Source organism: Acinetobacter sp. KH_038 (assembly GCF_057839405.1).
In genome coordinates, this window is sequence record NZ_CM174489.1 from 2,123,074 (window position 1) to 2,137,615 (window position 14,542).

Genomic DNA, 14,542 nt, shown 5'->3' on the forward strand with positions numbered 1-14,542 from the left:
CATTAATTCGGCACTTTAATCACGTCACCAATACGTAATTGCGTATTCGGTTTGAGATCATTCATTTCCGCCAGCTGATTACTGTTCATGCCATAACGCGAAGCCAGGCCGATCAAGGTATCACCGCGTTTGACTTTATAATCCGTCACCAGTTTTGGAATCTGCAGGGTTTGCCCCACACGTAATCCTGCACGTGGACTGAGATTGTTTAACTCGGCCAGCTCAGTCACGCTCATACTCAAGCGGCTGGCAATTGCATTCAGGGACTCACCTGATTTTACGCTATAAGCTTCAGTCGCTCTGGTATTGCTGGTCTTGGCGGCAGCTTTGCTTTCTTCAACTTTTACATCGGCCGGCAGGTCGCCTTCAATTTTCAGACGCTGACCAATACGTACGTTGCTATTGGCATTCAGCCCATTTAAGTCAGCCAGATACCTAAGCTGAAGATGATACTGACGGGCAATAGAGCTTAAGGTTTCACCAGATTTCACCACATGCGTATCCGATTTCACATTTTTCGACACGGTTTCAGTCACAGTTTCACGGACGGCTTCAGCCCCCTCACCCGTCAGCTTTAAACGCTGACCGACACGTAGACCCGCATTACGCGACATTCCATTGAGACTGGCCACCTGATCCATCGACAGATTGTATTTTGCGGCAATGCCGGTCAAGGTATCGCCAGATTGAACCGTGTAGCTTTCCGGAACAGTACTGCCGGCTGGGATCTTGATCGTTTGTCCCATCCGCAAACCGCTGTTGGCCGAGAAACCGTTTAAGGCAGCCAGCTCGGCAACGCTCAGTTTGCTTTGATTGGCAATGCTATACAGGGTTTCACCACGTTTGACCTGATAGTTTTCAGTCGTTGTCTGATCGACTTTGACATTGTCAAACTTCTGTTCAGTCTTCTGGGTTGATGCACTCACCACTTCAACTTCCTGAAGGGGTACATTGATTTTCTGACCTACCATCAAACTGCTACCCGCAGTTAAACCCGAGGTTAATGATGCCAGTTCGGCATTTGACAGCCCGTAACGATCGGCAATCATTTTCAGGTATTCACCGCGTTTCACCGTATAGGATTTGGTCTGGACTTTGGCAGTTTCAGCTTTTTTAGTGTCTTCAACTTTGGCCTTCGCTGCGGCAGTTTCTTTCAGTGACAGCTTCTGACCGACAAACAAACCGCTATTGATACTGAGACCGTTAAAATCAGCCAGCTGTTTGAGACTTAAACCGAACTGGTTGGCCACACTGGTCAAGGAATCATTGGCCTGAACCACATAAGATTCCGGTTTTTCTCGGGTTTTAGTGGTTTCCTGCACCGGCTTGGCATCATACAGATAAATCGTGGTGCCCACATACAGCGTAGAATTTGGATCGATCTGGTTCCATTTCGCCACATCGCGCCAGTTCACACCATTTTTAGCCGCAATGAGCGCCAGATTATCACCTGGTAGAACCTTGTAAGTACTGCGCTTGCCTTTTGGTGCCACCACTACAACTTCAGAATCAGTCTGCAGGTAATTTTTACCCTGGTTCAACTGCGCTTCAACCGAGTTCGCGGTGGTATTTTTGGCAACTTCCTTAGGATAAGAGAAGCCTTTGGTCAACTCCCGACCTTGCTGCTCGGCCACAGACAAGCTGGTTTGAATGGCGGTCAGCTTGATCTTGCCATCATAAGGATCGACAATTTCTGTTCCTGCCGGAGCCAGTGCTTTCAGTTCTTTGACCACTTCGGCCTGTTCTGCCGGTGTCGCCACAGGTTGCAGAATTTCATCTACCGTTTTGTTAATTTCCTGTGCGGTGGCAGCCTGCTGTACTTGCTGACGTTCGGCTGCGGAAATCGGTGGCTCAACCTGAATCTGTTTCGCTGGCGCTGCCGGCGTTACTGCAACCGGAATACGTGGCGCACTTGGGATCGGCAAATCACTTTGAGCAGCAAAACTGGCTAGTGCAGATGAACCTTTAGGCGTTGAAATTTTCTTTGTGGTCTTTGCCACTGTATTTGCGCTCGTCGCAGTACTTACAGCTGCTGGGACTACGACGGTACTGCTGGCAGTTTTTGCTGGTGTCGTGGCTTTGGCCACTGTTGTTGCAGGCTGGTTACTGGCAAGAACCGGTGGCGTCTGTTTTACAGGTGTAATTGTTTTGCTATTTAATTCTGGAGGAGCAGTTTTTGCAGCTACAATGGTATTGTTTTGTTTGGGTAAATTACTGCTACTACTCGCCAATAAACCGCTAGCACCAGACAACCGTTTCAGTTTTTCATCGACTGAAGGACTCAGGTCGGCAGGAATAAGAATGCGCCGCGGACTGGCTGGATCAATATGATCACCACGATGTCCCGGGTTTAATTGATACAGCTCTGCACGGCTTAAACCGGTAATGGCAGCAATTTCATTTAAACTGGCAATTCCTACAGGAACTTCACGAAAGTGCGGACGGTTGGCAATTGGCGGCAGACTGACCCCATACTGATTTGGATTTTTAATAATCTGGGCAACTGCCAGGAAACGCGGTACATAGCTCATGGTTTCTTGTGGCAGTTTCAGTGACCAGTAATCGGTCGGCAGACCGGCTGCCTTGTTACGGTTAATTGCCTGCTGAATACGTCCAGGACCGGCATTATAAGACGCCAGCGCCAGTTCCCAGGAACCAAACTGGTTATATAAACTGCCTAAAAATTCATAGGCTGCACGGGTGGATTCCACCACATCACGACGGCCATCATACAATGGCGTCTGCTTTAAACCATAAATACGACCGGTACTTGGAATAAACTGCCATAAACCTGCGGCAGCGGCACTACTGGTCGCGGCCGGGTCATAAGAACTTTCAATAATCGGTAACAGTGCCAGTTCAGTAGGCATACCACGGCGTTCTGCTTCTTTTACCGTATAGTATAAATAACGTGAAGCACGCGCACTTAAACGGTCCAGATAAGGCTGACGCGAAATAAACCAGCCACGCTGCGCATCAATCCGCGGATTCCAGACGCTCAGATCCATCTTGAAGCCAACAATCATGCGTTTCCAGACATCACCATGCTTCAGAACCAGTAAACGGTCGCCTTCTACTGCACGCATATCGGTTGCAGAGAGTAAATCTTCCAGTCCATCCAGACTGCTGGCATCCAGATATTGTGATCCAACTTGCTTGCTTTTCGCTGTTTGGGTCGCACTTTGTGTAGATGAACAGCCCGTCAGTCCCAAGGAAGCAAGTGCAGTTCCCAGTACAGAAAATTTTAGAAATGTAGGTAATGTCGGCTGCCACAAGATTGCGGTTGGTTTATACATAAAAAAATCCAAACAACTCGTATATAAATTTATTTTTTAGATATGCCATTGTAGTGAAGCAGGTCGAAGACACAAGGCAATAATTTACCGTGATTTCACGTTAAATGTTACAAGAAATTAAAAAATCCGGGACATATAGATTGATCGACTGCATTTGCGCTATACAATAAGCCTTCCAGCTTGTTCTATTTCGATCGGATTTCAATTTATGTCACACACTATCACACTTTATGTTGATGGCGCTTGTCGCGGCAACCCGGGTTTAGGAGGTTGGGGTGCATATATTATTCATGGACAGCAAGAACACAAGATCTGCGGGGGCGAAGACCATACCACCAATAACCGTATGGAACTGACCGCCGCCATCGAAGGCATTCTGTTTTGTGACAAACAGGACAAGCTGGTGATCTATACCGATTCCAACTATGTCAAACAAGGCATTACCGAATGGATTCACGGCTGGAAAAAGAAAAACTGGAAAGACGTCAAAAATCCGGACCTGTGGCAAAAGCTGGATGCCGTCTGTCAGGGACGCGAGATTGAATGGCACTGGGTCAAGGGTCATTCCGGACATCCGGGCAATGAAATGGCCGATCAGCTGGCCAATCAGGGCGCCGATGAAACCCTGAAAAAATCCAAACAGACTGCTTCAATTTCTGAAGATAAAAAAAAATCTGAACCCGACTGGCTGCTAGATGATCCTTTCGGTCTGGATCTGGCCGAGAGCGAAGAAGAGCTGGATGCTATGCAGGAAGAAGAAAATATTGTAGCGGATGAAGTTGCCGAGAGCGAACACAGTGATCCAGCGCTTCAAGATGCTGATGCAGCTGCTGCCAATACCTCGCAATTACATCCCCAGATTGTGATTACACCAGCAAACCTGAAGCTGCATGGCCCACGTCAACTGATTCTGGATACCGAAACCACCGGTTTTTATTATCAGGATGGTGACCGGATTATTGAAGTCGGTGCACTGGAAATGGTCAATCGCAAACTGACCGGCAGCTCGATTCATATCTATATCAATCCGAAAACGCCAGTCGGTGACTCGGTCAATGTCCACGGCATTACCGATGAATTCCTGCAAGACAAACCACTGTTTGAAGAAATTTCTCAAGTGCTGTTTGACTATTTGCATGGTGCTGAAATCATCGCGCATAACGCTAGCTTCGATATGAACTTCCTGGATATGGAATTCAAACGTGCAGGTTTTAAAGCCCTGTCCGAAGTTTGCGAAGTCACCGACACCCTGGCGATGGCCAAGTCCAAGCATCCGGGACAGAAAAACTCGCTCGATGCACTGGTGCGCCGTTACGAGATTCCAAAGCGTGACCGTACCTTCCACGGCGCCTTGCTCGATGCGGAAATTTTATCCGATGTTTATCTGGCGATGACCGGTGGCCAGGTATCCTTTGATATCGATGCCCTGTCCCATTCTGAAGACCAGAACAGCCGTTCAGGAGTGGCCAGAGTTGAAATCGAATTGCCTGTGATTCTTCCTTACGAGCAGGAATTGCAGGAACATGAGAAATGGGTCAAACAATTCGAAGAAAAACATGGAACTGCTTGCCTTTTTGCCAAATAAAATCTACATTTTCGAGCATGCTTTAGGTTAAAAACTACAGTTCTTCAGTTATAGTAAATACAAAGAGGTCCCGCAGCTTTAAGCGGGGCTCATATATAGATAATACTTCAGGAAAGGTGCAGATCCATGTCTTACCAAACCTCTATACATTTTGATCCAACAGCCTTACTGATAATAAAAAATGAGGTTGATAACTCGATCAAGTTAGTCGAATCAGCAGTAAGCACCTTGGTAGAAGACCAGACTTTACCTTTTGGTATTGATGATGCCTTGAATCAGTTTGAACAATGCGCCCAGGTTCTGGCATTGATTGACATGTCCAGTCTGGCAAAAATCGCTCAGTATTCAGCAGAATTAATGCGCAAGATTATGGGGAATCCGGCGCAGGTCAACACTCAGGAGGTGATTGCCTTGAGTGAAGGCACGACTATGCTGAAACGCTATATTGAATTTATCTGCCTGCGTGAAGTAAAAATTCCACAGTTCCTTCTTGACACCCTGAACCGTCTGGAACTGGCTTTAGGAAAGCCATTGACCACTGAAGGCCAGCATGTCGAATCACTGCTGGATTGCATCACACCAGAATTCAATCTGCCACAAGCACCGAATCTGGAAAAATCGGCCTATGTACACCGCCTGTACAAGCTGTCGCTGAACAAGCTGCTCAAGCAGGAAGAAACTGAGCTGGATCTGCAAGCGATTAAACTGGTCGGTGCCTATCTGGCTGGACTTGCCCAACCACATGCGAGCAAGCAGTACTGGAATCTGGTCTTTGTGGCATTCAGCAATATTGATCAATTGCTGATTAATGAGCCACGTCTACGCACACTGGTGAGTATTGAGCGCAACATGGCTCAATATTTTGGCTCGCCGGACAGTTTCAAGGCTGCACTTGCTGACCTGGCCAATGTGCTCAGTCTGTGCATCAGCCAGGAAGACGAAACTGCACAGCATATCCGTAGCCAGCTGAATATTGGTGAAGACCTGCTGACCGATATGCAGTTACAGGTTTTTAGTCGCCATCTGTATGGGCCTGACTTTGACACCATGCATACCATTAGCGAACTGGTGACCACGGAAATGGCGCAGATTCGTAATGATATTGAATTTAACTACCAGAACATGAGTCCTGAAAAGACGCAGGAATTGCAGGTACAGCTCAATAATCTGGCCAATATCTTCAAGGTATTGAACCTGAATGAAGCTTATCATGACCTGACCCGTCAGGCCGCTTCACTCAGCCAGACTGAAATCCTGAAAGATCCGGGCTTTGCCCAGCAGTTGATGAATGTAATTCTGTCTGCCATGAACTCGATTGGGGTACTGGAACGTCATCATACCTCGAGCCGCTTGCAGCTTCGGGTAAACAACATGAATATCTCGCTGGATCGTCTGGATGAGGCACATGCTGCATTACTCAATGAAACCAAGTCGGTCATCGCTTTAAGCAGTCAGATTCTGGTCAACCATTTGCAGGATCAGAATCTGGCCGCATTAGCATTATTAGCACCACAGTTCCGTGAAATTTCTGGTGCCATGTTGTTCCTGAATGCGGAAACTGCGCGAACTGCCTTAAGTGCCACAGCGGACTTCCTGCAAAGTCGTGTAGAACTTGGTGTCGCGCTAAGTGCCGAAGATGTGGATCGTGCCCTGGATTCACTGGCGAGTGCAGACATGATGATTGATAACTTAAAGAGCAAACAGCCTGTCCTACAATCTATGTTTAAGGTAGCATTGGACAGTAGTGAGAAACTCAAAATAGTTGCCTAATGTCCAAATTATCACTTGCTTATATTTTTCAGCAGCAACAACTGCTGGTCGATCAACATTTTCAGCTACCACAGGTTGAAGCCTTAGCAAGCGATTTGCTATTGCATACGGGTGATCAGGTGATCGCCCGTGATCTTCTGCCCGATGAGCCCATTCCTGCAGGCTTGCAACTGGTTCCGATTCGCCAGCTGTTACAGTTCTGGAATACCCAGCAATTTGAACAGGCCAGCCGTGCAGTACAGCTTTTAGAATGGCGTCGTAACCACAAATTCTGTAGTCATTGCGGTACAGCCACTGAAGCGCATCCAAGCGAACATGCCATGGTCTGTCCAGCATGCCACTACCGTCAATATCCACGGGTGCAGCCTTGCGTTATTACCGTCATTACCAAAGGTCAAGACGAGATTTTACTGGCCAAAAATGCGCGCAATAAAAACAGTCAGATGTATGGACTGATTGCCGGTTTTGTTGAGGTGGGAGAAACTCTGGAAGAGGCTGTACGTCGCGAAACCCTGGAAGAAGTGGGTCTGCAACTGAAAAATATTCAATACCTGGCCAGCCAGCCCTGGCCATTTCCAAGTAATCTGATGATTGCCTTCAAGGCTGAATATGCCGCGGGAGAAATCGAGCTACAGGAAGAAGAAATTAGCGATGCGCAATTCTTCAAATTCGATCAACTGCCTGAAATTCCGTTCAAAGGCAGTATTGCGCATGCCATGATTATGCACGTGACCCAAGGCAGCACGGTTGCAGATGATACCAAAGCCTGGCTTTAAGTCTCTATTGCACCCACATTCAAGCAGCATATAAAAAAAGAATCCGGCAAATACTCTTTGCTGGATTCTTTTTATCGCAATTCAGTTTATTCTGATGAAACTAAATGCCTTTAAATGCATCTTCCAGTGCCCAAAGTACCTGTGACTTGGTCTGAAAATAGCGGCTAAACAAACTCGATAATGAACCGACAATGCTAATATGGCCAAGTTTCGGGATACTGATCAGCTGACTGTGATTGCCCTTTTCCCGCAATGCCCGATCCAAATCCTGACTATTGAAATGGCCAACGATATTGTCTTTTTCTGCGATAAACAGATAGTGCCGGATTGGACTATTTTTCACAAAATAATAAGGCATTACCTGTTGATAAGGGACAGTCTGGTCAAAAGCATCGGCACAAATCGGATCATTTTTATAATCAAAATGATAAGGGCCAGCCAGACCAATCATCGCACGAATTTGACTATAATCAATACTGGCTGACTGCGGATGATACAGTGCCGACATAACATTAAAAGCCCCAGCCGAATGTCCCATCAATACCAGATTTTCAGCACAGATATCTAACTGTTCGGCAGACTGCTGCAAATGCTCCAGCAACAGATGCAGATCATGAATATAAGCCGGAAAAATATGCTGCGGCGCCAGATGGTAATTCATCACCACCACGTCATAGCCTTCTTTGGCAAAGGCCTCACCAATAAACCGATAATCCTTTTTATCGCCATGCAGCCATGCACCGCCATGTACAAAAACAATCAGGGGCCGATGAGGCAAAGGCTGCTGGCTACGAAACAGATCAAAGCGCTGCCGCGCCTTTAAACCATAGGCCAGTTGGGTTTCAACACGATAGCCCTGTTTAGGGGTTAAACGGTTCAGCGCATAACTGCCAAAATCATAGATTCTAAACGCTTTATAACGTTGCTGGACTTCAAGAACCTGATTCGACAGTTGGGTTTTAAAATGATCAACCTTATGCAGCATCGGTCGGTTCAACTGTATCAGGATCAATTGCAACTGGGGTCTGTTCAATACCGGGCTGTGCATAAGCAGGTGCTGCAAAGTTCTGATTGTTCAGATTTGAAGACTGTTCAACATTATCAATCAGCGTCACGATTTTGGTGACATTGCCCACTTGCTGCAATATCTGGTTCAGGTCAGCAATTTCGGCACCATTCAGACGACCCATTACATACAGCACACCATCTTCGGTATGTACATGCACTTTACTGTCCGAAACCACGGTGGCTTTCATGATCAGGCCACGGGTATTCGCAGTCACCGCAGTATCCTGCATGATGGTGCTATAACTGATCTGGTTGCCTACAGTGATAAAATTATGCACTGCCTTGACATCACTCATGGATTTGACATTGTCTTCAGCCAATTGTTTTAAGTGTGCATCCGGCACCTGACCGGTCAGCAAGACATTGCCATGAAAACTTTCAATATTGACCCGGGCCTGTTTAAAGCGCGAATCTAACTTATAAAGATTAATTTTTGCAGTACGGACAATCGAGGAATCAATAAACACCTGCCCCAAGGTACGCGCCCCACTTTCAGTTCCTACCGGAGCCGTACCAGTGCCACTGGAAATGAAACTGGCACAACCTGATAAACTTGCGACACACAGCATTGTTATTGCAATACGCTTAACCACTCAGCAAGACTCCTTCATTTTATGACGTCTTTTCAATCTAATAATCTGTCTTTCAGCTCAGATCATGGCAATTCTGTTTGAACTTTACAATGACCCTGAAGCAAATATAAGCATCTTTAGACCTTATTTTATTCAAAGATTAATAAACTCTTGATCAAAAGTAAAAGCATTTTCAATCCACTCCAGATCATAAGGGTATTGCGAAAAGTCATGCTGTATGGTTTTTGCAAATTGCTGTTTAAAATCAAAACAAATCACGTCAAAACGATAGTAATAGTGTGCAAATTGTGGATTTTTCTGGATAAAACACATTGCAGTCTTGAGCATTTTAGCCTGTTTGACCTTCGATACTGACTCGATCGCCTGCGCATAGCGGGTATGCGCACGTGCCTTGACTTCGACAAAGACCAGCTCCTGTTCACGCTCCAGAATCAGATCCAGCTCACCATAACGACTGTGATAATTGACTGCAACTAACTGAAATCCCTGCTGCTGCATCAGTTGGGCGGCTTGCTGCTCTGCCCATACTCCAAGTTTCTGTTGCATCATGCGTCCTTCCCCTTAAAGCAGCCTGACACCGGTGCCGCTATATTGAAAGCATTGCGGAGTCCGCTGAACACCCTGTTCAGTGATCTGAATCCGGCCGGTTCTGCCCTGAAATTCAATATGCTGCAAACGTGGTTGGGACAGGTACTGCTGGGTAATCTGCCAGGCATCACCACCAAAGGCAATCAGGCGCTGATAGGACAGATTGACCGGTTCCTTGGCATAGGCTTGTAACACATCCGGCCAGTCCGCCAGATATAGTACGGGAACATCACAGAACTTGATCCCTTGTGGCGGTCTGTGCTGTTCGCTGATCGCATTGGCTACGGTATATATCCGCTTGCGGCCTAATTCGGGAATGGCAGCCAGCCCTTCAGCATTGCCGAGGAATAACACGCCCTGCCTTGGCATTAACAATCGCGGTGGCCTGTCCACAATCTTGAATTTCAGATTACTCTGGCTCAACAGGGACATCAGCAACAGTTCATGTTCTGCTTCACTGCCCGGCTGGCGCAAAACCAGCACCTGTTGGATCCCGTCTTTAATCAAGAGAGTTTTTAAGGCGGCAGCATCCTCTTTTTTGGATAAACTGAATTGCCAGACCTGTGGCGATGATTCTGCGACATCATTCAGGCTGAGGGTACGCACTTTGGGTCTGCTCTTGAGCAGTTGTTCCACATCGCTACGTGCCAAGGGCCCCACTACCATTTGGGTGTTTTTATTAATATGCTGTTTGAGTAATCGGGAAATATTTTTCTGATCGGAATTGACCCATTTCAATGGAACTTTTTGTCCGGAAGTCGCATAGGCACTCAGAAATCCGTGTTTGATACTCGATGCAGCTCGCGCCAAAGGCCCGGATTCGGGTAGAATGATCAGCACTTCTGCTTGTACGCTGCTGATGTAGCTGACTAAACACAAGCCCAATATTTTATTTTTCATCTTCCATTTTTTATTATTCGATTTATTCCACATGGAGAAACCTATGAGTGCTCAGTTATTTGTTGTTGCGACTCCAATCGGGCACTTAGATGATATTAGTTATCGTGCAGTTCAGGTCTTGAAATCGGTGAGTCTTATTGCCGCCGAGGATACACGAACTTCCGCACAGTTGCTCAAACACTTTAATATTCCAACACCTTTGACTGCCTGTCATGAACATAATGAAAGCAACAAGATTGATCAGCTGATCCAGCGTCTGCTCAATGGCGAAGACATGGCTCTGATCAGTGATGCAGGCACGCCGCTGATTAGCGATCCCGGCTTTAAATTTGTCCGCGCTGCACAAGCACATAATATCCGTGTGATTCCTGTGCCGGGTGCATGTGCCGCGATTGCGGCCTTAAGTGCAGTCGGCTTGCCGAGTGACCGTTTCAGTTTTGAAGGTTTTCTGCCATCCCGACAAAGTCAGCGTCTGCTAAATCTGGAAAAGCTCAAAGATGAAACCCAGACTTTAATTTTTTATGAAGCACCGCACCGGATTCTGGAATGTGTCAAAGATATGGCAACAGTATTTGGTGCAGACCGTTCTGTTGGCTTTGCGCGTGAAATTACCAAAACCTTTGAAACCATCAAGAAAATGACTTTGGGTGAATTGGTCGAATTCATTGCCAATGATCACAATCAGCAAAAAGGCGAAATTGTTCTGGTGATTGGCGGAGCAACCCAGGAAAAAGATCTGGATCAGGAAAAGCTGGATAAATTATTGAACCGCTTATTGCAGGATCTGTCAGTTAAAGCAGCTTCACAACTGGCGGCAGACTTGACCGGTATCAAAAAGAAAGTGGCTTATCAGCGTGCATTAGAACTGACGTCAGCCAACGACTAGTCTGATTGCAGATATTTTTCCAGCTGTACTTTTCGCAAAAAAAACACCACATTCATTGTGGTGTTTTTTTTATCTGGCCAATCAATGAGCGACTTATTCTTTAGCCACTGACTCATCTGCCGGGACTTCAACAATACGGCCACCACTGGCAAGGAAAGCCGCAATTTCATCTTCAAGTGCCTGACGCTTCTTTAATTTGGCAGTTACAGTCAGGGTTTCAGCTTCTGCAAGATCGGTATCATTTACGACCTCGGCAGTGTTTGCTGCGCCTTTCTCGGCTGCTTTTGCTTCATCGTCATCGACGATTGAATCTTCAACGTCGTCATCATAATCATTCATGTCTGTCATGTGCTTCTCCCCAAAAAATGAGCGCTGGCTTTGCATTTAAAGTCAGGTGTCGAATTAAGTGAAATTTAGCAATCTATCTGGCATTCGCCTAGTACCAAACATTAAAAAATCGTATCTTTTTTAAACAAAATCGTTACTCTTTATAGATGTTTGTTTAAAAAATTTACACTTCAACACGAAGTAGCATAACGCGTGTCTTTTAGTAAGCTCAGACCATTGGCCTGCGCCATAAAAGCATCTTTTAATCTAGGCTGATTTTCGACCTGTTTCAGGCCAAAATTACGAGCCCAGACCACTGGGAAAAATAAAGTCGTTTCCATCCAGCCAATCGCAGACATGCTATGCATCATGGCATCATTTTGGCCTTTACGGCGATGCTCATAGCGCTTGAGGGTTTGCTCGTGCGCCCAAACGCCACGCGCTCGGTCATGCAACAATACATCACAAAGCACAGCAGCATCCAGACAGCCAATATTCACCCCTTGACCTGCCAGCGGATGAATCACATGGGCAGCATCGCCAATCAAAGCCAGACCATCTTGCACATAGTGTTGGGCTGCACGGGCCTTTAATGGAAAAGTGGCGCGCGGGGTGGCCTGTAATACTTCGCCAAGCATATGATGACTTTCACGGGTCAATAGCTGAGTAAATTCGGCATCAGAGAGTGTTGCATATTCTTCAGCATAATCCTCTGGCAAGGTCCAGACAATCGATTGCCAATGTCCCTGCTCTTCGGTTTCAAGACTGGCCATCGGCAAGAACGCCAGAGGGCCAGTTTCCAGAAAAATCTGGCGTGCCATATGCTGATGTGGCTGTGCGGTTTGAATGGCACAACTGATCCCGGCCTGTTTGTAATCCAGGACATCAATATCAATGAAGGCTTGTTCACGGACAAAGGAGTTGGCCCCATCTGCCCCAATCACCAGTTTGGTTTTCAGCTGCGTGCCATCGGCCAGATGAATGATCCAGACGCCTACGCCACGCTCGACCCGGCTGACCTTGACCTGGGTACGGTAATCCTGCACATCTGCAAGCATCTTTTGTTGAATAGCCAGATTCAGAATACTCGGTTCCACCATTGAGCCTAAAGCTTGCTCTACCGATGGTGTTTTTTCTGAGGGTTGGCCAAAATTGATTTCACCATAACCATTTTTATTCCAGACCTGCATGCCGGTATAAGGCTGCTGGCGCGCCAACTTGTCCCAGACACCTACAGTTTTTAACAGATGGATGGTGGCCTGACTCAAAGCCAATACACGCGGATTGGCCACAGTTACGGTTTTATCTGCATCCAGAATTGGTGCTGCATCCAAAACCGTAGGCTGCACGCCACCTTGAGCCAGCAAAAGCGCCGTGAGGCCACCGACCAGTCCACCGCCAATAATGACCACATCCAATATTTCATTATTCTGATTCAAGCTCATGCTTTTAACCCCATGGCATAATTCGCGACCAAAGGTTTAATGCCTGGAATATTCTCAAAGCATATTAAGCCCGTATTACGAATCAGTTTAAGGAATGGATTCTGGTTACTGAAACCGCGTACTACCGAATCACAGAATTTAATGACACGCTGCTGATCTTTCAGGCGTGATTTTTCGTAGTCCTGTAGCATTGCAGCATCGCCTAAATCAGCTCCCTGCTCAAGCTGTTCTGCTAGATAGCGATTAAGCACATGTGCATCACGCATACACAGGTTAAAACCCTGACCGGCAACCGGATGAATAGTATGCGCGGCATTGCCCATGAGTACCACGCGGCCCACTGCCTGCTTTTCGGCCAGCACTTGAGAAAGCTGGAAACTGAAACGCTTGCCGGTTTTCTGGAATTTTCCGGCACGGTCGCCATAGGTTTGCTGCAAGGCATCCAGAAAATGCTGGTCATTTTCCTCACCTAGCCATTCTCCTTCAGTGCCTTTTTTCACTGGCCAGACTACTGAACGACGATATTCACCCGGCAATGGCAGTAGCGCCAAAGGGCCTAAATGACTGAAACGCTCAAAACCGACACGAGCATGTGGCTTCGAGGTTTGCACGGTCGTGACAATCGCCACCTGATCATAATCATGCTCTGAAGCACCAATGCCCAAGGCTTTGCGGCAGAAAGAATCCCGGCCATCGGCTGCGATCACCAGTTTGGACTGTAATTTTAGTGAAGCTTCACCACGTTGAGCCTCAATATAGGCAAAATCTGCATCCTGGGTTAATGCAGTGACCTGAACGCCATCAATCAGTTCAATGCATGGCTGTTTTTTGACTTGAGTGAGAAGCACCCGGCCGAGCCAGGCATTTTCGATCACCTGACCAAAACTTTCGACTTTTTCCTGTTCGGCTTTCAGGCGTGCCTTACCAAAACTGCCCTGTTCGGTAATATTTACTTCCAGAATTGGCGTGGCATGTTGCTGTAATGCATCCCAAAGGCCAAGTTCCTGATAAATCTGCACACTACGGCGTGACAAGGCACTGTTTCGTGCATCAAAACTGGAATGATACGGGGCAAGATTTTCATCATCATAATCTGGATATTTGATGGCTTCCAAAAGTTTGACTGCAATATTGGTTTTCGCCAACATCAGTGCGAGGCTTAAGCCGACCATACCACCACCGACAATGATGACTTCTTGTTGCATGCTGTAATCCTTTCAATGTCGTATCTATCTAGATAGATACTTATAATCATGATGGATTTTATATTAGCTCAAAAATTTTCTTTTTTATAATGAAATAGCGTGT

At 46.6% G+C, this 14,542-nt stretch carries 12 protein-coding genes; 4 read left to right on the forward strand and 8 right to left on the reverse strand.

Features of this window, described 5'->3' with window-relative positions:
- Window positions 1-2: 2 nt before the first annotated feature.
- Window positions 3-3,296, reverse strand: coding sequence for a LysM peptidoglycan-binding domain-containing protein (locus AC3IT7_RS10080; protein ID WP_489248371.1), 3,294 nt, complete (start codon window positions 3,294-3,296; stop codon window positions 3-5).
- Window positions 3,297-3,504: 208 nt separating this feature from the next.
- On the opposite strand from AC3IT7_RS10080, the gene dnaQ reads away from it, so the two are divergent.
- The 3 genes from dnaQ (at window position 3,505) to nudC (ending at window position 7,427) form a co-directional block, all read left to right on the forward strand.
- The gene (dnaQ, locus tag AC3IT7_RS10085) at window positions 3,505-4,881 is read left to right on the forward strand and encodes a DNA polymerase III subunit epsilon (RefSeq protein ID WP_489248372.1); all 1,377 of its coding nucleotides are present in this window, start codon (window positions 3,505-3,507) and stop codon (window positions 4,879-4,881) included.
- 126 nt (window positions 4,882-5,007) lie between these two features.
- Window positions 5,008-6,651: a chemotaxis protein gene (locus AC3IT7_RS10090; RefSeq protein ID WP_489248373.1), complete on the forward strand. Its 1,644-nt coding sequence runs from the start codon at window positions 5,008-5,010 to the stop codon at window positions 6,649-6,651.
- Window positions 6,651-7,427, forward strand: a complete 777-nt coding sequence (nudC, locus tag AC3IT7_RS10095; protein ID WP_489248374.1) for an NAD(+) diphosphatase — start codon at window positions 6,651-6,653, stop codon at window positions 7,425-7,427. Before AC3IT7_RS10090 ends, nudC begins: the two co-directional genes overlap by 1 nt.
- Window positions 7,428-7,527: 100 nt before the next feature.
- Here nudC and AC3IT7_RS10100 read toward each other — a convergent pair whose 3' ends face one another.
- From AC3IT7_RS10100 to AC3IT7_RS10115, 4 genes are all read right to left on the reverse strand, one after another.
- On the reverse strand, window positions 7,528-8,412 hold the full coding sequence (locus AC3IT7_RS10100) for an alpha/beta hydrolase (RefSeq protein WP_489248375.1): 885 nt from the start codon (window positions 8,410-8,412) through the stop codon (window positions 7,528-7,530).
- Window positions 8,402-9,088: a BON domain-containing protein gene (locus AC3IT7_RS10105; protein ID WP_475654430.1), complete on the reverse strand. Its 687-nt coding sequence runs from the start codon at window positions 9,086-9,088 to the stop codon at window positions 8,402-8,404. Before AC3IT7_RS10105 ends, AC3IT7_RS10100 begins: the two co-directional genes overlap by 11 nt.
- Before the next feature lie 132 nt (window positions 9,089-9,220).
- Window positions 9,221-9,637, reverse strand: coding sequence for a YraN family protein (locus AC3IT7_RS10110; RefSeq protein WP_489248376.1), 417 nt, complete (start codon window positions 9,635-9,637; stop codon window positions 9,221-9,223).
- 12 nt (window positions 9,638-9,649) lie between these two features.
- Complete coding sequence (locus tag AC3IT7_RS10115) at window positions 9,650-10,609, reverse strand: penicillin-binding protein activator (RefSeq protein ID WP_489248377.1); 960 nt, start codon at window positions 10,607-10,609, stop codon at window positions 9,650-9,652.
- A gap of 10 nt (window positions 10,610-10,619) precedes the next feature.
- Between AC3IT7_RS10115 and rsmI the strand changes: the two genes are divergently transcribed.
- Window positions 10,620-11,462: a 16S rRNA (cytidine(1402)-2'-O)-methyltransferase gene (rsmI, locus tag AC3IT7_RS10120; RefSeq protein ID WP_489248378.1), complete on the forward strand. Its 843-nt coding sequence runs from the start codon at window positions 10,620-10,622 to the stop codon at window positions 11,460-11,462.
- 93 nt (window positions 11,463-11,555) lie between these two features.
- Here the strand turns inward: rsmI and AC3IT7_RS10125 are convergent, their stop codons facing one another.
- The 3 genes from AC3IT7_RS10125 to AC3IT7_RS10135 form a co-directional block, all read right to left on the reverse strand.
- Window positions 11,556-11,810 carry a hypothetical protein gene (locus tag AC3IT7_RS10125; RefSeq protein WP_244782529.1) on the reverse strand — a complete coding sequence of 85 codons (255 nt, stop codon included), beginning with the start codon at window positions 11,808-11,810 and terminating at the stop codon, window positions 11,556-11,558.
- Window positions 11,811-11,980: 170 nt separating this feature from the next.
- The gene (locus tag AC3IT7_RS10130) at window positions 11,981-13,234 is read right to left on the reverse strand and encodes an FAD-dependent monooxygenase (protein WP_489248379.1); all 1,254 of its coding nucleotides are present in this window, start codon (window positions 13,232-13,234) and stop codon (window positions 11,981-11,983) included.
- Window positions 13,231-14,439 (reverse strand): FAD-dependent monooxygenase, encoded by a 1,209-nt coding sequence (locus AC3IT7_RS10135; protein ID WP_489248380.1) that lies wholly within the window; start codon window positions 14,437-14,439, stop codon window positions 13,231-13,233. Before AC3IT7_RS10135 ends, AC3IT7_RS10130 begins: the two co-directional genes overlap by 4 nt.
- Between the last annotated feature and the right edge of the window lie 103 nt (window positions 14,440-14,542).

Coding starts and splice junctions, on each gene's coding strand:
- AC3IT7_RS10080 (WP_489248371.1), bottom strand. CDS start 3,296: ATGTATAAACCAACCGCAATCTTGTGGCAGCCGACATTACCTACATTT.
- AC3IT7_RS10135 (WP_489248380.1), bottom strand. CDS start 14,439: ATGCAACAAGAAGTCATCATTGTCGGTGGTGGTATGGTCGGCTTAAGC.
- AC3IT7_RS10130 (WP_489248379.1), bottom strand. CDS start 13,234: ATGAGCTTGAATCAGAATAATGAAATATTGGATGTGGTCATTATTGGC.
- AC3IT7_RS10090 (WP_489248373.1), top strand. CDS start 5,008: ATGTCTTACCAAACCTCTATACATTTTGATCCAACAGCCTTACTGATA.
- nudC (WP_489248374.1), top strand. CDS start 6,651: ATGTCCAAATTATCACTTGCTTATATTTTTCAGCAGCAACAACTGCTG.
- dnaQ (WP_489248372.1), top strand. CDS start 3,505: ATGTCACACACTATCACACTTTATGTTGATGGCGCTTGTCGCGGCAAC.
- rsmI (WP_489248378.1), top strand. CDS start 10,620: ATGAGTGCTCAGTTATTTGTTGTTGCGACTCCAATCGGGCACTTAGAT.
- AC3IT7_RS10125 (WP_244782529.1), bottom strand. CDS start 11,810: ATGACAGACATGAATGATTATGATGACGACGTTGAAGATTCAATCGTC.
- AC3IT7_RS10115 (WP_489248377.1), bottom strand. CDS start 10,609: ATGTGGAATAAATCGAATAATAAAAAATGGAAGATGAAAAATAAAATA.
- AC3IT7_RS10110 (WP_489248376.1), bottom strand. CDS start 9,637: ATGATGCAACAGAAACTTGGAGTATGGGCAGAGCAGCAAGCCGCCCAA.
- AC3IT7_RS10100 (WP_489248375.1), bottom strand. CDS start 8,412: ATGCTGCATAAGGTTGATCATTTTAAAACCCAACTGTCGAATCAGGTT.